Raw genomic sequence first — 21,115 nt, forward strand, 5'->3', positions numbered from 1 at the left:
TACTAATATGGTTCATATATGGTATTGATAAAGCAGAACAAAAGTACAAAAGTATTCTGCCTTTAAGATTTACTAAAATGAAAAATTGTTAATAATCTTGATGAATTTTACAGCTATTTAATATAGTGAATCTTAATCATTTAGCTTACAGTATTTTATAGTTATAGATCCTTAAAATCAATCAATGAATATTTTTGCGATAAAGTTGCAAAAGCAAAATAATTGATCGTAATTGCGACCATATTGCAAGAACATCAAATTTACAAACAATGAAATTCGTTAATTTATTAGCAATCTTATCTATCCTAGCATTTGCATCATGTAACAATGAGACAGAATCAAATCCAAAGCCTGTAATAAGTGATTTAACAGTATCTTCAGAACATGACCATGGTGACCATGCACGAGTAAGCGATGAAGAAACAGTACTTGAGCCAGGTGGAGAAGCTATTGTAGAAGCTCATCTAACAGGAACAGCTTTGAGTTATGTTCAAGTTGATATACATTTTGGAGGAGATCATGATCATAGTCACTCAAGAATGCTGGCAGCTGAAGATTCTGCTTGGACACAAGTTATAACTTATTATTTTGGTAAATCTCAAGATGAGTTAGGAGAAAATGAAATAGCCTTAGATCCTACAAATCCAGCTGAATATCATTTTGATCAACATATTGATGTTCCAGAAACTTTAGGAGGATTACCAGTAAGAGAAGGTGATTACCACTTTGTAATGCATTTAGTTGATTTAGATACTCAAGAAGCAGAGCCACAGTATGTTACTGTAGAAATTCACGAAGATCATGATCACTAAAATTTACTAGTGATTTAAAAGATATAGAAAAGCCTTTCTGCATTTTAGATGTAGAAAGGCTTTTTTCGTCAACGAATCTTAAATAAAGTAACGGTGTTCACTAAAGTGTCGTTAGGAAAATAGATTTAATACAATCAATTTTTTTATTTCGATTTTTTAGAAATCTGTTATGATTTTCAACTCGCTAGAATTTGCTATTTTCTTACCCATAGTATTTCTCCTTTATTGGTTCGTACTCAATAAGAATTTAAAGCTTCAGAATTTATTTATCGTAATTGTCAGCTATATATTTTATGGTTGGTGGGATTGGCGATTTTTGTTTTTAATTGCCTTTAGTTCATTAGTGGATTTCTTTATTGGAGTCCAGCTTTCTAAAACGGATACTCCAAAACTTAGAAAATTATTGATGGGCATTAGCTTGTCAGTCAATTTAGGCTTTCTAGGTTTCTTCAAGTACTTCAATTTCTTTATTGATAGTTTCGCATCAACTTTTACATTTTTTGGAATACCGTTTTCTCCGACCCATTTAAATATTTTATTGCCTGTAGGGATTAGCTTCTATACTTTCCAAACGTTAAGTTACTCTATAGATGTTTATCGAAGACAGCTTGAGCCTACAAAGGATATTATAGCATTTCTTGCTTTTGTGAGTTTCTTCCCACAATTAGTAGCTGGCCCTATTGAGAGAGCAACGCATTTATTGCCACAATTCTATAAGAAACGAGAGTTCAATTATGCGTTATCAGTAGATGGATTAAAACAAATTTTATGGGGATTAGCTAAGAAAATTATTATTGCGGATAATGCTGCAGAATTTGCCAATCTTATTTTTAATAACGCCGATCAATATCCTGGTAGTGTTAAGTTGATAGGTGCAATATTCTTCTCATTACAGATTTATGGTGACTTCTCAGGGTATTCAGATATCGCAATTGGTACTTCCAAGTTATTCGGATTTGACCTAATGCAAAACTTTGCTTTTCCTTATTTTTCTAGAGATATCGCAGAGTTCTGGAGAAGGTGGCATATTTCTTTAAACACATGGTTTAGAGATTATTTATACATTCCCTTAGGTGGAAGTAGAGGTGGGTTATCTAAGAAAGTCAGAAATACCTTTATTATTTTCTTGGTCAGTGGCTTCTGGCATGGTGCAAATTGGACCTTTATTGTATGGGGAGGATTAAATGCATTATACTTTTTACCTCTTTTACTAGCGAAAAAGAATAGAAATAATATTGGAGTTGTTGCTGAAGATAGAGTATTACCCAATGCTCAAGAAGTTTTCCAGATGCTTAGAACATACTTGTTAGTAGTATTAGCATGGATTTTCTTTAGAGCTGAAAGTGTTCCTCATGCCATATCGTTTATAGATGGAATCTTCTCTACTTCTTTCTTTACTTTTCCATCGGCTACTTTCTTTTCAGGTCAGAATTTATCCATCTATACAATGGTGGCGTGTATTATCGTATTCTTTGTGATTGAATGGGCCGGTAGAAGAAATACCTATGCAATTCAGCATTTCAATTTAGGTCACGTGACCGTAAAGTGGAGTTTCTACTATTCTTTAATCTTCTGTATTTTCCTATTTATGGGGAATGAGCAAGACTTTATCTATTTCCAATTTTAACCCATTATGAAACTATTTAGCTTAAAAGTATTTCTTTTTCTATTACCCATTTTTATCATGATGTTTTCAGAAGAGTATATGTTAAGACGTATTCCTAATGATTACACAAAAAAAAGAGAGGTGATGTTGGATAAAGAACAGGAGTTTCAAGTATTGTCACTTGGAAGCTCTCATACATATTATGGGGTTGATCCTCAATACTTCGATTTAGCCACTTTTAATGCAAGTCATATTTCTCAATCTGTGGATGTTGATTACTTACTTGTTCATGAGTATTTAAAAAATAAGAAATCGATTAAATATGTCACATTACCGATCGACTATCAGTCACTTTTTAGAAGGTTGAGTAAAGGCTCTACAAACTGGAGAATGAAAAACTATGTATTGTATTATGATCTAGCAGAGGTCGATAACTTTAAGAACAACTTTGAAATTATGAACTTTAATTACAAAGTATCTTTAAGCAGACTCTTTAATTATTATGTAAGAGGGAAAGATGAAGTCACGTCAGACCAAAAAGGTTTTGCTCACATTCATGTTTCCAATAAAAGTGACCTTCAATTAGAAGAAGAGTTGAGAACTTCAGCAATCAAAACAGCAAAACGCCATACAGCGGCTTCTGATGAACATTTCGAATATAATACACAGGTGTTAAGAGATTTAGCTAAAGAATTAAAAAAACAGGATATCACTTTAGTATTGTATACTTCTCCATGTCATTCTTCTTATGTAGAATTATTGGATGAAAACCAGTTGTCTAAAACAATAGACTTTGCTAACTCATTTGCAGGTGAATATGATAATATCCATTATGTCAATTACCTTCAAAACCCAATTTTTAAAACAAGAGATTTTAGTGATTCAGACCATTTAAACGAGGAAGGAGCACATAAATTATCAGTATTATTAAATCAGGAAATCAATAAGCTGGAAAAAGCTATATAATATCGGTTTGTAAAAATGAAGTATCCATTAGGGTCCATAAAAAGGCTTTAATGGATTTTTTATCATGCTCTTTTAATGGAATGCCATTAATCAATGTGGAGTCTGTTGATTTTGAAATCAATATGCCTTTCTCGTAATGCTCAAACACATCTTCAATGTCTTTAAATCTACCATCATGCATATACGGAGCAGAAGCAAAGATATTTCTAAGGGTAGGGGTTTTATATTTTCCCATGTCTTCCTCTTTTAATGTAATTCTAGCTCTACCTTGAAATAAACCCTCTAATGTGTCAGAGAAGACGGTGTCTAACCCATTATTATGGTAATCAAAGTCTGTAAAGAAAGGAGGAGTATGGCAACTACTACAATGGTTATTAAAAGCAATATGACCTTCTTTTTCTAATGGAGTAAATTGGTATTTCCCTTGTAAATGTAAATCATAGTTGCTTTGATTACTGATAAGTGACCGGCAATATTGTGCTAGCGCTCTAACCAAATGAGCACTTTTAATTTCTTGTATCCCATAGGCAGAAGTAAACCTCTCTTTGTATTCTTGTGATGCATTCAAATAGTTTACCACCTCTTTTAAATCAGCAGACATTTCATCTTCATGTAGTAGTGGTCCATAAATTAAAGATTCAATGTTTTTGGCACCACCTTCCCAAAACCACCCTTTGGCCCAAGCTATATTGATTAATGGGGGAGTGTTTCTATGTAGTTTCTTCCCTGAAGCCCCGTTGTGGCTAACTGTTACATTCTCTCCAAAATTATAGGCTGAAAGATGGCAAGTACTACATGAAATGTTTTTTCCCTTGGATAGGTTCGTATCATGAAAAAGCAGCTTTCCAAGAGCTACACGATCTTTTCTCATAGAATTCCTCTCAGGAGCAGGGATATTTTCATATGAAATGACAGAAGCTTGTGATTTACTCTTTTCAGAGGAATCACAAGCTTCAAATATTAAGCTACAAATGGAGAGGAGAATTACTGTGCAATAATATCTTTCCATACGAACATTTGAGCATAATTGTCGGCGATTTTTTGTGTATTAGGACCAAACATTGTGTCTTGGTCTGTATCATCATTTAGGTCAATGAAATTAGTTTTTCTTTGATCTTCCGGTAAACCATATTCTGATTTATCACCAAAGACAAAATCTACATTAACATCTAATTCTATAACAATATTGGGAGTACTACCAAGGTTTAATTCTTCGTCACTAAACTTTACAGTTCTATAATTAGCATCACCTCCGATATGGTAGGTTAAGCCTTTTGTCGCTACACTATCTACTAAGTGTATGCCTTCAAGAAGCATAAATTTATATCCTGTATTCCAGTTCCAAGCCATTCCATTGGCAGGGTCTAGATCGCCCACTTGGTCTGTATTGTAATTGGCGGCATTGTCCACACCTACAGAAAATTGGAGCTCAGAATATGCTTGATTAGGTAATCCTGTAATTACAATAGAAGTATCGCTTTGTTCAATAACTTCTAATAAGTGATAACTGTCTTTTACCTTATAGAAATTAGTACCTGATGTATCTCTTAAAGTAATATTAGAAATGTACATCCTGAAATCACTAAGTGTATAGTTTTGACCTAGTGCATTGATGTATTGTCTGTTGTATTCTAGTGGAGCCCTATCATGTAAGAAGTTGAATTGTATGGTAATAGCACCTGTACCATCAACATCAAAGTTTTCCTTGTATGTATCACAAGAGGTTAAAAAAATAAGGCTAAAAAATAAGAGTAATAACGTATTCTTCATTTTAGAATTTCTTTTTGTACATCATAGATTCCACAGGTTTCATGGTTCTATTAATGTATTTTGCGTCTTTCTTGAAGTGATAAAAATTTTGAATATCTCCATCAACCTTTAAATAAAAAAGTTGACCAATTGGCATGTTTTTATAAACCTTTACAGGCTGTGCGACACTGATTTCTAGTGTCCATGTATTACAGAATCCGACATCTCCGGCTCTTGAGTTAGCATTGATGCTGATCCCCAATCTACCAACACTCGATAAACCTTCTAAAAAGGCTACATGTGCCAGTGTTTCTGTATACTCTTTGGTAACGCCCAAATAAATTTTACCAGGATGTAAGATAAACCCTTCATCAGGAATCTCAAAAGTATCAATCTCATTATGCATTTTAGCATCTAGAACATCACTTTTGTACATCGCCAAGTGACGACCCAAATGAACATCATAAGAATTGGTACCCAATGATTCTTGGTCAAAAGGTTCAATCAAGATATTTCCGCTCTCGATTTCCTGTAAAATTTGTGAGTCTGAAAGAACCATCTTTTAAATTAAAAATCTGGAATAAGATAAAATTAGCAATAAATATTGAAGAATTAAGATTTATGAGTTAAGATTTAAAATTTCTTTTTCTATTGATTTCTAAGGGTTCAAAATCAGATAAATGATGAAACCAATATGCTTCTCCAGAAGTAGTTACACAGTATTTTTATGTAAGGAATTTTAAATCTTAACCCATTCTAATATATCCTATTCAACATATAAGACCAAACCTTTCAAATATTCATTTTCTGGGTAGAAAATATTAATAGGATGGCAGTTTGGTTGAGTAGTCTGATGAAGAATTCTTACATTTCTATGTGCTTCAGCAGCTGCTTGGAATACTATTTTACGGAATAACTCTTTATCAATCTTTTGAGAACAAGAGAAGGTGAAAATGATACCGCCTTTTTTGATTTTTCTTAATGCTTTAAGGTTAAGTTGCTTATACCCTCTAGCAGCTTGAGTAATCACTTTGGCTGATTTGGCAAATGCCGGAGGATCAAGGATGACAACATCATAATCATTAGAATCCATCTTGTTGAGATGCTCAAATACATCCGAACAGAATCCTTGGTGATTTCCGTTCTCCCCATTAGTAAATCCGTTGAGTGTTGCATTTTCATCACAAAGATCTATAGCAGGCTGTGATGCATCAACAGAGTGTACTAATTTGGCTCCAGCCTTTAATGCATACATAGAAAACCCTCCACTGTAAGAGAAAGTATTCAATACTTTAGCATCCTTTGAGTATTTTCCTACAAGTGCTCTAGCATCTCTTTGATCTAAGAAAAAGCCCGTCTTTTGACCTGTTTCAACATCTACCCAGAATTTCACTCCATTTTCTATTACTTCAACTTTTGGAGATCCCTGCTTTTCGGTTAACCAACCTTTTGGCGTTTCAACGTTTTCTAAACGCTTAGATATTTCTTTCGATTTGTTGTAGATACGCTCAAATCCAAGGTTTTGAATGGCTTTTACAATCATAGGAGCAATTCTATCCACCCCTTTGATAAGGATTTGAACAGAAACCAAGTCATTGTATACATCTGCGATTAATCCTGGGAAGAAATCACCTTCACCATGAATTAGACGATAACAATTTGTTTCTTCAGAGATCACATGTGCTTGACGCATAGCATAAGCACTAGCAATTTTCTCATTCCAATACTCTTGAGTGGTAGGGTCTATAGGTCTTCTTGTATAATCAAATACTCTACAAACAATTTGATTACCTGGGGCATAAAATCCATACCCTAATAACTTTTCCCCTGTAACGATTTCGACGATATCACCATCGTTCAGGTTTTCTGGCATTTTTGCAACAGCACCCGAATAGATCCATGGGTGACGGTTGTCTAAGGCCTTTAGTTTATTTTTCTTTATGTATATTTTTTCCATATCTAAGTTAAGTAAGAGGTAAAGAGGTTATTTTACTTTCCCTCCAGTAATTTGATTTTTCCATTTCATCAATAATTCAAAAGTCTTTGCCCCTAATAGCTTTCTTGGGATGTTGACAATTTTTTCATACTGTATGAGTTTCTTGTAAAAATCATCTACTTCAGGAGTATTCATATGTTCCTTCACAATGGCCCAAGTTTCTAACTTGGAAGGAATAGAACTAGTTTCGGAAAGACCACCAGCTGCATATTTAGCAACATAAGTATCTACATGCTGAAACTTTCTCTTTTCTATCCATCGATTGAAAATAAAATGGAAATCTGCTGAGATTCTCCAATCTTCCCATTGGAATGGATACTCAAGAAGTAATTCTCTCTTCACAAAAAGTGATTGATGGCTACAAACCATCCCTTTCCAAAGGTGATCAACAGGGAAAGCTTGCTTGACTTTAGAAAACTGATCATAAACTACTTCATGGTTGCCATAAAGTAGTTCAGTTCCGTCCTCTAGTTGGGCAAATACTTTGGATACTGTTTCATGATCAAAGAAGTAGTCTCCAGCGTTCATAAAAATCACCCAATCTCCTGTAGCTAATTGCGTCCCTTTATTCATTGCGTCATAGATTCCCTTGTCATTCTCGGAAACAAAAATATCAATGTCATTTTTGTATTTCGAAATGATTTCAGGTGTCTTGTCAGAAGAATTACCATCAACAACTATATATTCTAGTTCTGGATAATCTTGTGCAATAACACTTTTTAGTGTGGGCTCAATTTCTAGCTCACAGTTAAAAGAAATGGTTATAACGCTTACTTTTTGCATAGCTGCAAAGATATATAGGTATTCTGATCTTTTTATATAAATGAAGATGATTTACTATGTATTTACGATTCATAACTAAATAATATTTAATGGGTGTAGTACTTCTTCAAAGTATAGTCGTTTAAACAATTAAAATAACTTCACTTATTTTTTTAATGTTATCTACTATGAAAAAAATAATCATATTATTAGCTGTCCTTACGTTGTTAGTAGTTGATGGAGAATCGATGTATTTTTTCATCCATTCAACATCAAATATTGAAGGTTTCCTAAGTTTGTTGATAGTAGGAACGATAACAACCGCCGCCTACCTATCCTTACCATTATTTAAACCTCACAGAGATTAATAGGCTTATCCTAAAGTAGAAATGATTCATTTGCTTTACGCAGTTGTAGATTTTTACGGATATGTAAGTGTTTCGCATTAATAATTCTAATCCAAGCAAGATTTCTTAACAGTGAATTGAGAAATCTTACGGCATTATTATTAATTTTGTCGACTGTCGAAAAAGACAATATTTTTATCATCAAAAATATACAATGGAGCAACAAATTATAAATGGTATAGCGGAAGCAGTAAAGTCTCTTTATGATGTAGATTTAGACTCTTCACGTATTACACTTCAGCCAACAAAAAAAGAATTCGAAGGATCTTTAACTTTTGTGACTTTTGGTCTTACAAAACAATTGGGCAAAAATCCTGTAGAAATTGGTGAAGCGATAGGTAACTACTTAAAAGAAAATGTAGCTGCTGTTGCGGACTTCAATATTGTAAAGGGATTCTTAAACTTGGTCATTAGTGATACTGTTTGGGTATCGACATTAGCAGAACTTTCTACATCAGAAAATTTTGGTCGTGTTGCTCGTAATGGCGAAAAAGTGATGGTAGAATATTCTTCACCAAACACAAACAAGCCATTACACTTAGGTCACTTAAGAAATAACTTTTTAGGACATTCTGTATCATTAATTTTAGATGCCGCAGGTTATGATGTACAGAAAGTGAACCTTGTAAATGATAGAGGTATTCATATCTGTAAATCAATGTTGGCCTATGTGAAGTTTGGTAATGGAGAAGAGCCTTCTGCAACATTAAAGGGTGATAAGCTTGTAGGTAATTACTATGTGAAGTTTGATAAAGCTTACAAGGCTGAAATTGCTCAATTAATAGAAGATAAAAAAGCAGATTATGCTTCCATTGCATCTGTAGAAGATTTAAAGGAATTAAAGAAATCTATTGAAGCAAAAGGAGCATCTAAGAAAAATAAAATTCCTTTAACGGATGAGGAGAAAGTTCAAATTAAAGACATCAAAGCTTTATTTGAATTTGCTGAAAAAAATGCACCACTGCTTTTAGAAGCGCAAGAAATGTTGCGTAAGTGGGAAGCAGGTGATGAAGAAACAGTAGCTCTTTGGAAGAAAATGAATGGATGGGTGTACGACGGATTTGCTCAATCATATAAAATGATGGGTGTTGAATTCGATAATGTATACTATGAGTCTGAAACTTATTTATTAGGTAAAGATATCGTTCAGGAAGGCCTTGATAAAGGAGTCTTCTTCAAAAAAGAAAACGGTTCCGTTTGGATCGACCTTAAGAAAGAGAAATTAGATGAGAAACTTGTTTTAAGAGGAGATGGTACTGCTGTGTATATGACACAGGATATGGGTACTGCTGATCTGAAATACAAGGATTTCGGAATGAATAAATCGGTATATGTAGTTGGTAACGAACAAGATTATCACTTCAAAGTACTGAAAGCGATCATGAAGCACTTAGGCCGCTCTTATGCAGATGGTATCTATCACTTATCATATGGTATGGTAGAGTTACCTGAAGGTAAAATGAAATCTCGTGAGGGTACTGTCGTTGATGCAGACGATTTGATCCAAGAGATGATTGATACAGCTGAAGAGCGTACGAAAGAATCAGGAAAAATTGATGGATTTACTGAAGACGAAGCAAAAGTATTATTCCAACAATTAGCATTGGGTGCATTGAAGTACTACTTATTAAAAGTAGATCCTAAGAAAACAATGCTGTTTAATCCTAAAGAGTCAATTGACTTCCAAGGTGATACCGGTGTTTATATTCAATACAACCATGCTAAGATCCAAGCTTTATTAAGAAGAGCAGATAAAGATGGTATCGATTACTCTGCTGCAGCTTTTAATGGTTTGACAGAGTTGTCAGAAGCAGAAGCCGATCTAGTAGCTTTATTAGGTAAGTTGAATGATAAAATTGTTGAAGCGGCAGACTCGTATGCTCCGTCAATTATCGCAAACTATGCTTATGATGTAGCTAAGCAGTATTCTAAAGTTTATTCTGAATCTCCAATCTTCAATGAAGAAGACAGCCAGAAGAAAGCATTTAGAATTGCATTATCGAAACAATCAGCAGAGGCGATTAATAAATCATTAGGATTAATTGGTGTTCAGTCTCCAAATAGAATGTAATTAGAGAGTAGTTATAACTACTTATAAATAGAAAGAGTGATCAATAATTTATTTTATGATCACTCTTTTTTTATAAGCTATTTGCTCATATTTCTAGTTACTATTCGGAATAGCTTTAGGTTGTTTGTTATCGTCGATACTAACGTAAACAAACATTCCTTCCGTTACCATATAACTATGTGTGAAATCATGTCCTTTTAATAAAGGCTTAGCCCATACTTCTAGATGAATTTTCATCGATGTTCTTCCCAGTTTTACAACTTCTCCATAAACACAGACAGCATCACCTACTGCTACAGGCTTGTGGAAAGTCATGCCATCAACAGCGACCGTTACAGTACGGCCTAAGGCAGTTTCTTTAGCTAAGATTCCTCCAGCAATATCCATTTGTGACATAATCCACCCACCAAAGATATCTCCATTGGCATTAGTGTCGGCTGGCATAGCAAGTGTCCTTAATAATAGTTCTCCTTTTGGTTGTGGTTGTTTTTCTTGTTCCATAAGTGTATAAAAAGTTTGGTAATAATAGAAGAGGTAAAAAATAATACGCACACTATAAATCAATTCTAAAAGTCCTCTTCAAAGTAATAGTGAATAATAATATCAGTAAGCTATAAATTTTTTAACGTTCGGTCATTATTTCTTATTGTGAATTTTATGTAAATAACTGATCATCCGAACATTATTTATTACTTAATTATGTTAAAATTATATTTTTTTTATGAACAAAACTAGCAAATCCAATAATTCTATGTACCTTTCATCTGAGATTTGATATTGATAAGAATAAATTTATTAAACTTATCGTTTTTGAATGAATTTTTTGGATTGACTTCGATTAGGTATTTCATCTCAGTGTTTTTTATTTATTAATTTTCTTTTACTAAGATGAATATCTTTGTAGCTAAGTTAAACTACGAAACTCAAGAAGATAGCTTGAGAACGTTGTTTGAAAGCTTTGGCGAAGTTGCCTCAGCAAAAATTATTTTTGATCGTGAAACAGAGCGTTCAAAAGGTTTCGGTTTTGTTGAAATGCCTAACGATGAGGAAGGTATGAACGCAATCAACCAATTAAACGAATCTGAATTAGACGGTAGAACAATTGTTGTTAAAGAGGCTCGTCCTAGAGAAAACAACGGTGGTGGCCGTGGTGGATTCAACCGTGGTGGTGGCGGATATAACCGTGGTGGCGGTTATGGCGGAAACCAAGGCGGTGGATACGGTAGATATTAATTTCAAACATCTTTTATAGATGTTGTTGCAATAAATATTAAAGTTCCTATAAAACGTAGTAACAAACAGTTACTACGTTTTTTTTATGCCTAAATTTTCTTAGCTTATTGAAAACCTAATTACCCAAAAGACCTAATTTGACTACTTATTAAAAATGAGATTACCCATTATAATCATTCTATATCTCATCTCTTGTACTATTTTTTGTTCTGCTCAACCACACCCCAATAAAACAAAAGTTCTTCAAGAAATAGAGAGTTTAATTGTTGCTGATTCATTACATAGAAAATATCTGCAAGAACAGATTAAGCAATTACATCAAATTATTAATGAAGAAGATGAAATAGGAGAGGTATCTTATGGTATTCCTGTTGTACCATTTAATGATACAATCTTCTTTGTCCACCATAAAGAGGAGCTTTCAGCTTATGATCGAGCCCATCATATCGAAGACTCAATAAGGTTTATCGTTGAGCACCACCTGTTTTTATTGGATACTGTGGTTATAACTGAATTTGATGATAACTACCAATTACTTTTCGACGGTAAGATTATCCATACAATAGATTCTATTGATGCCAAAAGGATGCGTTCATCTCGTTTGAAGTTAGCAAGAATAAGACAAAAGGCGATCAATAAGACCTTACACAATCAAATTTATGGTCAGGGTAAAGATGCAGGAATATATGCCTTAATAGGTTTAGTCATATTGTTTGTACTCATTTTTGTGATTAATAAAGTATACAAAGTATTGTATGAAAAGGTGTCCCATAGAAAGTGGTTGTCTTACGATTGGTTAAAGAGTATCTCATTATTTACAGAAGAAGATCAAGTAAAACTATTCCGTTATTTATTACTGGGTGTAAAATACGGATTGATATTAATGTTGATCTATTTGTATTTGCCAATTGTTGGGCAATTTTCTCCTCCACTAAAAGATATTTCCAATAGGCTATTAAGTTATGTTCTTTCACCAATCAACGATATAATTTTATCAATTTTAGTCTTCTTACCGAACTTGATGAAGATTATCATCACGATACTATTTTTTGTTTACCTACTTAAATTCATTCAACTGTTTGCTGATGCTGTGAAAGAAGAACGTATTGTTATCAATGGGTTTTACCCTGATTGGGTACCTCCAACGATGAAAATCATACGTTTCTTATTGTATACCTTTATGGTCATCATCATATTTCCATTACTGCCTGGGGCAAATTCCAATGAGTTCAAAGGGATTTCTGTATTTGTAGGTATCCTATTATCTATTGGGTCAAGTACAATCATTACCAATTGGATTTCAGGAATAGTGATCACTTACATGAGGCGTTTTAAGATAGGTGACTGGGTAAAAGCAGGAGATGTAATCGGTGAAGTAGTTGAACGCTCTTTGTTTGTAACAAGATTAAGATCATCGAAAAATGAAGTGATCACAATACCCAATAGTAAGATTTCGGAAGCTCAGACCATCAATTATTCTCAACCTATACATAAATACAAACTTATAGTACACACATCAGTGACTTTTGGTTATGAAGTACCTTGGAGAAAAGTACATCAACTTTTAAAAGAAGCCGCAGCAAAGACAAACTTCTTATTGAAAAGAGATAAGACACCTTTTGTATTACAGAAATCACTGGATGATTTTTATGTGACATACCAACTAAATGCTTATACTCGTCACCCTGAAAAAATGTTTGCGATTTATTCTCAATTACATCAAAACATACAAGATATTTTTAGTAGAGAAGATATAGAAGTGATGTCTCCTCATTATAGAGCCAATAGAGAAGACAATGAACGTACCGTACCTCCCTCTGATCAAATGTTAGACGATGATTAGAACAATAGAGAATTGTAAAAAAGCTTTTTAATTTATTCCTTCTATCAATTTTATGTATATTGATAGAAGGAATTTTTTATTGTCAATACATTATTGTTTGATAATAATTTCCTATTCCTTTAAAGACTAGATGACCTCTATTAGCAATGAAACTTATTATAGCCCTAACTTTCTTATTAACAAGTGCATTCTCGTATGCCCAAAATAGAACTGTCAATGAAGAGAAAGCTGAAATTTACAAAGAAATACAAAGTCTGATTGTCGCAGATTCTGTTTACAGATCCTATTTAAAAGAACAAATTAAAAGGTTGGATGGAATGGTTGCTTCCAATAAAAAAGAAGAACCACAAATGGTACTCAATGGTATACCTGTAAAACCTTTTGGTGACACTTTATTCTTTGTACATCGAAAAGGACATATATCAGCTTATAATAGAGCGAAGGCAATCAGTGATTCTTTGGTAAACATTGCAACACATCACTTATTTTTAATTGATACGGTGGAGTTAATAGAAATTGAAGATCATTATCAATTGGTCTTTAATAATAATGTGATCCATACTATAGACTCAATGGACGCAAAACTCATGCAATCATCAAGAATCCAGATTGCAAAAAAGCGTCAGAAGAAACTCAATGAAGCCTTGCATAATAAAGTGTACGGTCAGGGTAAAGATGCAGGATTATATGCTTTAGTAGGTTTGATTGTTCTATGTATTTTTATCATCATCATAAACAAGGCGTATCTATTTGCTTTAAATAAAGTAATCAATAAGAACTGGTTTAAGAATATTTGGGTAAAAAATGTCCGTATTCTTACGGAAGAAAATCAACTGAAGTTTATTAAGTATTTAATGATGGCGATTCGGCTTTCACTAATCTTTACCCTGATTTATTTATATCTACCTATTGTAGGCCAGTTTTCACCACCTTTACAAGATATATCAGATCGTTTACTAAGCTATGTGATTGATCCTGTTAAAGATATTATTAAATCGGCATTAGGGTTTCTTCCTAACTTGCTTAAGATTATCATCATTTTAGCCTTTTTCCATTACCTTATAGAGTTTATTAAGATCTTTGCTGATGCTATTAAAAGCGAACGATTAAAACTTCCAGGGTTTTACCCTGACTGGGTTCAACCCACCATGAAGATCATCAAATTTATGTTGTATACTTTTATGGTGATAATGGTTTTCCCACTTTTACCTGGGGCAGAATCCAATGAATTTAAAGGGATTTCAGTCTTTGTTGGTGTGCTACTGTCTATTGGTTCAACTTCAGTAATTACTAACGCAATTTCGGGTATCGTAATTACGTATATGAGAAGGTTTAATATTGGAGATTGGATAAAAGCAGGAGATATAATGGGAGAAGTAGTTGAGCGTTCATTGTTTGTGACAAGGTTGCGTACATCAAAAAATGAAATTGTGACCATACCAAATAGTAAGATCTCCGAATCACAAACTATTAATTATTCTCAACCTATTAATCGATATAAATTAATCATTCATACCACAGTAACAATTGGTTATGATGTTCCATGGAGAAAAGTCCATGGAATGTTAAAAGAAGCAGCAGAATTGACCGATGGTTTATTGGCTGGAGAAATTCCTTTCGTTTTACAGACATCTTTAGATGATTTTTATGTAAGTTACCAATTGAATGCATATACCAAGCAGCCAGAGAAAATGGCTAGGATCTACTCTCGATTACATCAAAATATTCAGGATATTTTCAGTAGAGAAGATGTTGAGATTATGTCGCCACATTATAGAGCCAATAGAGCAGATGATGAAATTACTATTCCTGATTTTGCACTTATGCAGGACCAGAAAAAAAATAAGGCTCCAAAACAAGATGTGGATGATAATACTCCAGGTATTAATGATGCACCAGAAGAACAACCTCCTGAAGATAATGATGATAAATAATTATGCAGAATGTATTACGTATTATAAAATTACCCTACTTAATATTTAGTTTCTTATACTCGCTCTTTAACCAAATACTTTTTATAAGAAAATATGTCAATCCTATTCTTCTTGAATTTGAAGATTGTCATGATAACTCACTCCAACCAAAGGATTTTGAGAAAATACGAAAGTATTATGGGGTATCTATTACCGGAATTTTTGGAGCCTCATTGTGTAAACTTAGAGGACAAAAAATGCTTTTTGAAGAACGATACACAAGTACTTTTCAAGCTTCCATAACAGGTTTAGTCGATGATTACTATGATGAACATGGAATGACTTTGGAGCGAATGAGGGAGTTTTTTGTAACACCTGACGAAGTAACACCTAAAAACCAAGCAGAATTATTAGGTATACAACTCTACAAAGAAAGTATTAAATATGTCAATGATTTTAATGCATTGGTGCCATTCCTTGATAATGTTAATCAGGCACAATCTGATAGTATGCAACAAGTAGAGACCAAAATGGATTTTCTACAATTGAAAATGCTAACCTTATATAAGGGTGGAAGTTCTTTTCTTTATTTTAGATCCGCTTTCAGGCATCCTTTTAAGAAGAACGAAGAAAAGGCCCTGTACTTATTAGGAGGAATTACACAACTGTCTAACGATATCTTTGATGTATACAAAGACCGAGAAAATGGTGTGCAAACATTATTAACTATCACGAAAGACATTAGAATGGTGAAAGACCTCTATAAAAAATGGATCAAAGAGTTTGAAGACTTATTTATCTGTTTGGATTATTCTCCTGGCAATATTCAATCCTTCCTCCAATTATACCACTTGGGAGTATTTTCTAGATGTTTTGTATGTTTAGATCAATTGATTTCACTTCAGGAAAAATCTGAAGGGGTGTTTGAATTACAAGATTATTCTAGAGAAGAATTAATCTGTGATATGGAACAATATTCTAACCTTACAAAGAGTATAAAATATTCAATATAGTATTATAGGATATAGAATAAAGGAATAAGATCATGTTCTATGTAAGTAAAGTTTATGCTTTACATTACATAACGAAATATCCTATACCTATTACTCTATATCCTATTTTATTATGATTAGCTATTTTTTAATAAAGGATAAACGCCAATTGTAGCTGAAACCATCATTACTGAGGCAATACAGGCCATAATTGTACCTACTGTAGTATCTGCGTTAATTGCTGAATCGATGACTCCATAGTCCAAAGCAAGAAATGCAACGGGAACTAGGAAAAGCAAGAACTTTTTCATGGTTGTTGTGTTTGTTAATAGATAAATTAAAAGATGTTTTGTCAATTAGGAACGACAGAATGTATATAACTTACTGTAGTTCTTATTTTTATATACGTAAAAGAATCGATGTTACTTAGTGGGATTAACAAATGCTAAGCAAAATTGTAGAACCTTGACATTCACTCTCTTGATAAATCAAAAACTAACCGATAAATTCGTTCAAAATCAGAAAATATGTTAACAAGAAGACCACGTAGAAATAGAAAATCAGAGGGCATTCGCTCAATGGTAAAAGAAACTATCTTAACGGTAGATGATTTTATTTTTCCTTTGTTCTTAATCGAAGGAGAAAATCACAAAGAAGAAGTTGTTTCAATGCCTGGTATCTACAGGTATACATTAGATCTACTTATGAATGAGATTGGGGAGTGCTTGGATCTAGGAATCAAATCTTTCTGTCTATTCCCTTCACTTGGTGATGACAAAAAAGACAGTATGGCAACCGAAGGTCATAATCCTGAAGGCCTTTACCAAGTTGCTTTAAGTTCTATTAAAGAGAAATACCCAGAAGCTGTTCTGATGACTGATGTAGCTATGGATCCTTATAGTTCGGATGGTCATGACGGTATCGTTAGAGATGGTGAAATCATTAATGACGAAACGTTAGAAGTATTGGGTAAGATGGCATTGGTACAAGCAAAAGCAGGTGCTGATATTATTGGCCCTTCTGATATGATGGACGGTAGAATCGGTTACATCAGAGAAGTCTTAGACGACAATGGGTATACTGATGTTTCCATCATGTCTTATTCAGCTAAGTATGCTTCGGCTTTCTATGGCCCATTCCGTGATGCACTAGATTCTGCACCAAAGTTTGGTGATAAGAAAACATATCAAATGGACCCTGCTAATGTAAAAGAAGCATTAATTGAGGCAGAGTTAGATTTTGTTGAAGGAGCAGATTTCTTAATGGTTAAACCTGCTTTATCCTACTTAGATGTTATCAAGACATTATCAGAGAATTTTGATGTTCCAATTACAGCATATAATGTTTCTGGAGAATATGCAATGTTAAAAGCAGCAGCTCAGAACGGATGGTTGGAAAATGACAAGACCATGATTGAAATGTTATTGAGTATCAAACGAGCAGGAGCATCTGCGATCTTAACTTATTTCGCAAAAGAAGCAGCTGTACTTTTAAAAAAATAGAAATAGGTAGTTAGTGGTTATGAAATACTAATCGCTAACTACTAACTAAAACCAAATACATGAAATTCCATATCTCCCCTTCACCTTTACACCCTTATTTTTTAGACTTCAAGATCTCATTTGTCTGTAAAACTGATGATACATTGATAAAGCTTCCATTATGGAGACCTGGTCGTTACCAAGTGCAGACTTTCGCAAAAAATATTAGAAACATCGGGGCAGAAAGTAATGGTAAGGCATTTAAAGTACGAAATGTTAGTAGAAATACTTGGAGTGTACTTGGAAGCAAGGAAGGAGATGAGATAATACTTCACTATGAATACTATGCTCGCCATCAAGATGCTGGAGGCACTTGGGTAAGTAATGATTTTTGGTTAATAAATGGAATAGGTTGTGGTATGCTTCCTGAGGGACTTGACCAGGAAGAAATTGATGTTATTATTGACTTTCCAGTAAACTTTGAAGTAGCAACTGCAGCGATTAAAAAAGCCGATAGTTACCATTTTTCTAATTTTGAAGAATGGACTGAAACTCCTTTTATGGCAGGGTCAAAAATGCACCATCAATCTTTTGTGATGGAAGATTCAACGTTTCATATTTGGTTACATGGAAATATTCAACCAGACTGGACACAAATTGTTACCGACTTCAAGAAATTCACTCAAGTACAATTAGATATCTTTGGTGGTTTCCCTCATTCAGAGTTTCATTATTTATGCCTAATTCCATCATTTAGACATTATCATGGAGTAGAACATCCAACAAGTACTGTGATCACTTTGGGACCCGCTACAGATTTTAATGATACAACTTTCTATGAAAATCTTTTAGGGATTTCCTCTCATGAGTTGTTCCATGTATGGAATATCAAAGGTATTCGTCCAAAAGAACTAAAACCGTACCCTTTATTTGAAGAAGTTTATTTTGATACTGGTTATGTAGCAGAAGGTGTTACGACCTATTTTGGAGATGAAATACTCTATCGTTCAGGAGCATACTCTAAAGAGCAATATAAAAATGAATTGAATAAGCTACTTACAAGGCATTTCGAAAATCAAGGACGTTATGCTTTATCAGTAGCAGATTCATCTTTAGAATTATGGACTGATGGTTATGAAAAAGGAATTCCTGCTCGAAAGACAAGTATTTATGTAAAAGGAGCTGTTGCCGCATTAATTCTTGATAGTATGATCAAAACAAAATTTGATGATCAGAAATCATTAGATGATGTAATGAAATTAATGTGGGAACGTTTTGGAGAGAATTCTTTGGGTTATACATCAGAAGATTACAAAGCCATTGCAGAAGAAGTTTTTGAGGCATCTCTAGACGAATATTTTAATAATGTAATCTTTGGAACGGATCTTTTAGAAGATAAAGTACAAGAGGCTTTACATCATCTTGGGTGGGAAACAGAAGTCAATTTCCCAAAAGAAGCACTTGCTAAATATTATGGTTTAAAAGTAGATACTAAAGGTATTATTGTAGATACTGCAGCTAGAAAAACAAGCCAGGATCTTGTGGAAGGAGATAAGATTATTTCAATAAATGATATTGTTGGCTCTGTAGATAGTTACCAAAAAATGGCATCACAAAATGACGTATTAAAAGTTATTTACGAAAGAGATAGCCAAATTTTTACAAAAGAGTTATATAAAAAGAAAGAGTTGTACTTTGCTAAGATTAATGTAACCTAAGTGAACTGAATAGTGTAATTAATAATCAATAAGTTTAAACAGAGGTACAAACTTGTTATCTTTACGTTTGGATAAACTAATTTTTTTAAATAAGATTTTTAGGTCATCTCTTTTTTCTAATTAGGGTTATTGATATGAAAAAACTATTATTACCATTTTTATTGCTCGGCTTTTCAACTACTTTATTCGCTCAAGAGAAAAACGCCGTAGAACTATTTTTTAAGAATGCTGAAAAATTTAGAATGGCAAAGGATTATTTACGAGCAATCGTTGAATATGAACAAGCTATAGCCATTGCAGATACATCAGCAAAAGTACATTATTGGAAAGGCGTATGTAACCTATTGGTACAAGACAGTGCAAAAGCTGTTGCCGATTGGAATAGAGCATTAGCACTAAATAAAAGCTATATGCCAGCATATTCAGCCATTTCAAAAGTATATCAAGGGAGCAAAGAATACGATAAATACAAAGCGAATGTAAATGCTTGGTTGACGGAAGAAAAAGATCCATTTAAGCAAGTGAATTTATGCTTAGAAACGGCTAATTTCTTTACAGCTGAAGAGATGTATGAAGATGCTCATATGTATACTAAAGAAGGGTTAAAGATTTCTCCAAATAATGTAGAAATCCTTTACTTGGATGCTAAAACATCGAATAAGATAGGGAAACATCACGAAGCCATCAAAGTAATTGATCAGATACTAACTCAGTTTTCTGAAAATGCTCCAAAGCCTCAGGTGGCAAAATATTATTATGAAAAAGGTATAGCATTGTATGCTTTAGAGGATTACGATAAAGCGATGCCTGTATTAGAATTTGCCAATGTTGGTCCTTATAAGCCATTAGTAACAAAGCTAAAACCAGATTACTACTTTGCTGTAGCTAGTGCTTACGAAGATATCTATGAGTTTAGCAAAGCAAAATCATTGCTAGATAAGGCAATGAAAATTGATAAAAAATATATCAAAGCAAATATTTTACTAGCTGATATTATTGTTAAAGAAGAACACCATCATAAAGGGATCCACCTTTTTGAATTAGGGTTAAAAGACTATGTAGGAAATGAAAAAATTTACCTTAAAGCCTATATTGAGTTTATTGATATCCTCTTATGTTCTAAGAAATATGATGAAGCATTAAAATACGCTAACGAGTGCTTGAAGAACTTTAAAGGAGTAAGAGAAGTAATGTTCCATAAGGTAGTAGCATTACATAAATTAAGTAGGAGAGAAGAGGCAATTGAAGTTGGGTTAGATTTGATGTCAGATTCAAATATTACACCTCAAGAGTTTGTGAAATATTCTCTTTTAATGGGACATGTTTATGGAATAGAAAATCCAATAAAATGTAAGCAATCTCTTCAGGATGCTAGAAAAGGACCATACTACCCTGTAGCATCTTATTCGCTAGAATATTACGCTAAGGTGCAAAATGATAATGCGCTATAAGCAATACAAAGATATATACAAGAATAGGGGATATCTCAATACACTGAGGTATCCCTTTTTGTTACAATTATACAAACGGGGGAGGTGTACTTTACTCAGAGTGTAATATGAAAAG

The 21,115-nt window shown here is 33.4% G+C and carries 19 protein-coding genes; 12 read left to right on the forward strand and 7 right to left on the reverse strand.

What is annotated here, in order from left to right; translation table 11 throughout:
• The first annotated feature begins 269 nt into the window (after positions 1–269).
• The 3 genes from QL232_RS09015 to QL232_RS09025 all read left to right on the forward strand — a co-directional run bounded on the left by QL232_RS09015 (position 270) and on the right by QL232_RS09025 (position 3,384).
• On the forward strand, positions 270–812 hold the full coding sequence (locus QL232_RS09015) for a DUF4625 domain-containing protein (RefSeq protein ID WP_281613868.1): 543 nt from the start codon (positions 270–272) through the stop codon (positions 810–812).
• Positions 813–981: 169 nt separating this feature from the next.
• On the forward strand, positions 982–2,439 hold the full coding sequence (locus QL232_RS09020; protein ID WP_281613869.1) for an MBOAT family O-acyltransferase: 1,458 nt from the start codon (positions 982–984) through the stop codon (positions 2,437–2,439).
• 6 nt (positions 2,440–2,445) lie between these two features.
• Positions 2,446–3,384, forward strand: a complete 939-nt coding sequence (locus QL232_RS09025) for a hypothetical protein (RefSeq protein WP_281613870.1) — start codon at positions 2,446–2,448, stop codon at positions 3,382–3,384.
• Here QL232_RS09025 and QL232_RS09030 read toward each other — a convergent pair.
• From QL232_RS09030 to QL232_RS09050, 5 genes are all read right to left on the reverse strand, one after another.
• Entirely contained in the window at positions 3,377–4,393 is a 1,017-nt protein-coding gene (locus QL232_RS09030; protein WP_281613871.1) for a cytochrome c peroxidase, read from the reverse strand. The genes QL232_RS09025 and QL232_RS09030 overlap by 8 nt on opposite strands.
• Positions 4,369–5,154 (reverse strand): MbnP family protein, encoded by a 786-nt coding sequence (locus QL232_RS09035; protein WP_168881175.1) that lies wholly within the window; start codon positions 5,152–5,154, stop codon positions 4,369–4,371. The genes QL232_RS09030 and QL232_RS09035 overlap by 25 nt, the downstream gene beginning before the upstream one ends.
• Before the next feature lies 1 nt (position 5,155).
• Positions 5,156–5,692: a dCTP deaminase gene (gene dcd / locus QL232_RS09040; RefSeq protein ID WP_168881176.1), complete on the reverse strand. Its 537-nt coding sequence runs from the start codon at positions 5,690–5,692 to the stop codon at positions 5,156–5,158.
• Between the two features lie 207 nt (positions 5,693–5,899).
• On the reverse strand, positions 5,900–7,090 hold the full coding sequence (locus QL232_RS09045) for a class I SAM-dependent rRNA methyltransferase (protein ID WP_281613872.1): 1,191 nt from the start codon (positions 7,088–7,090) through the stop codon (positions 5,900–5,902).
• A gap of 27 nt (positions 7,091–7,117) precedes the next feature.
• Positions 7,118–7,912, reverse strand: coding sequence for a glycosyltransferase family 2 protein (locus QL232_RS09050; protein ID WP_281613873.1), 795 nt, complete (start codon positions 7,910–7,912; stop codon positions 7,118–7,120).
• 167 nt (positions 7,913–8,079) lie between these two features.
• On the opposite strand from QL232_RS09050, the gene QL232_RS09055 reads away from it, so the two are divergent.
• Positions 8,080–8,259, forward strand: a complete 180-nt coding sequence (locus tag QL232_RS09055; protein ID WP_168881179.1) for a hypothetical protein — start codon at positions 8,080–8,082, stop codon at positions 8,257–8,259.
• A 193-nt stretch (positions 8,260–8,452) separates the two neighbouring features.
• Positions 8,453–10,369: an arginine--tRNA ligase gene (argS, locus tag QL232_RS09060; protein WP_281613874.1), complete on the forward strand. Its 1,917-nt coding sequence runs from the start codon at positions 8,453–8,455 to the stop codon at positions 10,367–10,369.
• A 93-nt stretch (positions 10,370–10,462) separates the two neighbouring features.
• On the opposite strand, the gene yciA is transcribed toward argS, so the two are convergent.
• Entirely contained in the window at positions 10,463–10,870 is a 408-nt protein-coding gene (yciA, locus tag QL232_RS09065) for an acyl-CoA thioester hydrolase YciA (RefSeq protein ID WP_168881181.1), read from the reverse strand.
• Positions 10,871–11,257: 387 nt separating this feature from the next.
• On the opposite strand from yciA, the gene QL232_RS09070 reads away from it, so the two are divergent.
• The 4 genes from QL232_RS09070 (at position 11,258) to QL232_RS09085 (ending at position 16,371) form a co-directional block, all read left to right on the forward strand.
• A complete protein-coding gene (locus QL232_RS09070) occupies positions 11,258–11,602 on the forward strand; it encodes an RNA-binding protein (protein ID WP_168881182.1) in 345 nt (114 codons plus the stop codon).
• Between the two features lie 154 nt (positions 11,603–11,756).
• Positions 11,757–13,445: a mechanosensitive ion channel family protein gene (locus tag QL232_RS09075; protein ID WP_281613875.1), complete on the forward strand. Its 1,689-nt coding sequence runs from the start codon at positions 11,757–11,759 to the stop codon at positions 13,443–13,445.
• Positions 13,446–13,591: 146 nt separating this feature from the next.
• A complete protein-coding gene (locus QL232_RS09080; RefSeq protein ID WP_281613876.1) occupies positions 13,592–15,379 on the forward strand; it encodes a mechanosensitive ion channel family protein in 1,788 nt (595 codons plus the stop codon).
• Positions 15,380–15,381: 2 nt separating this feature from the next.
• Positions 15,382–16,371 (forward strand): hypothetical protein, encoded by a 990-nt coding sequence (locus tag QL232_RS09085; protein ID WP_281613877.1) that lies wholly within the window; start codon positions 15,382–15,384, stop codon positions 16,369–16,371.
• A 116-nt stretch (positions 16,372–16,487) separates the two neighbouring features.
• Here QL232_RS09085 and QL232_RS09090 read toward each other — a convergent pair whose 3' ends face one another.
• Entirely contained in the window at positions 16,488–16,661 is a 174-nt protein-coding gene (locus QL232_RS09090) for a hypothetical protein (RefSeq protein WP_168881186.1), read from the reverse strand.
• 216 nt (positions 16,662–16,877) lie between these two features.
• Here QL232_RS09090 and hemB point away from each other — a divergent pair, with 216 nt between their 5' ends.
• The 3 genes from hemB to QL232_RS09105 all read left to right on the forward strand — a co-directional run bounded on the left by hemB (position 16,878) and on the right by QL232_RS09105 (position 21,000).
• Positions 16,878–17,852, forward strand: coding sequence for a porphobilinogen synthase (hemB, locus tag QL232_RS09095; protein ID WP_281613878.1), 975 nt, complete (start codon positions 16,878–16,880; stop codon positions 17,850–17,852).
• A gap of 59 nt (positions 17,853–17,911) precedes the next feature.
• Positions 17,912–19,549 (forward strand): M61 family peptidase, encoded by a 1,638-nt coding sequence (locus tag QL232_RS09100; RefSeq protein WP_281613879.1) that lies wholly within the window; start codon positions 17,912–17,914, stop codon positions 19,547–19,549.
• A 134-nt stretch (positions 19,550–19,683) separates the two neighbouring features.
• Positions 19,684–21,000 (forward strand): hypothetical protein, encoded by a 1,317-nt coding sequence (locus QL232_RS09105; RefSeq protein ID WP_281613880.1) that lies wholly within the window; start codon positions 19,684–19,686, stop codon positions 20,998–21,000.
• The last annotated feature ends 115 nt before the right edge of the window (positions 21,001–21,115 follow it).

It is taken from the genome of Flammeovirga sp. SubArs3 (assembly GCF_947387565.1).
Taxonomy (GTDB): domain Bacteria; phylum Bacteroidota; class Bacteroidia; order Cytophagales; family Flammeovirgaceae; genus Flammeovirga; species Flammeovirga agarivorans.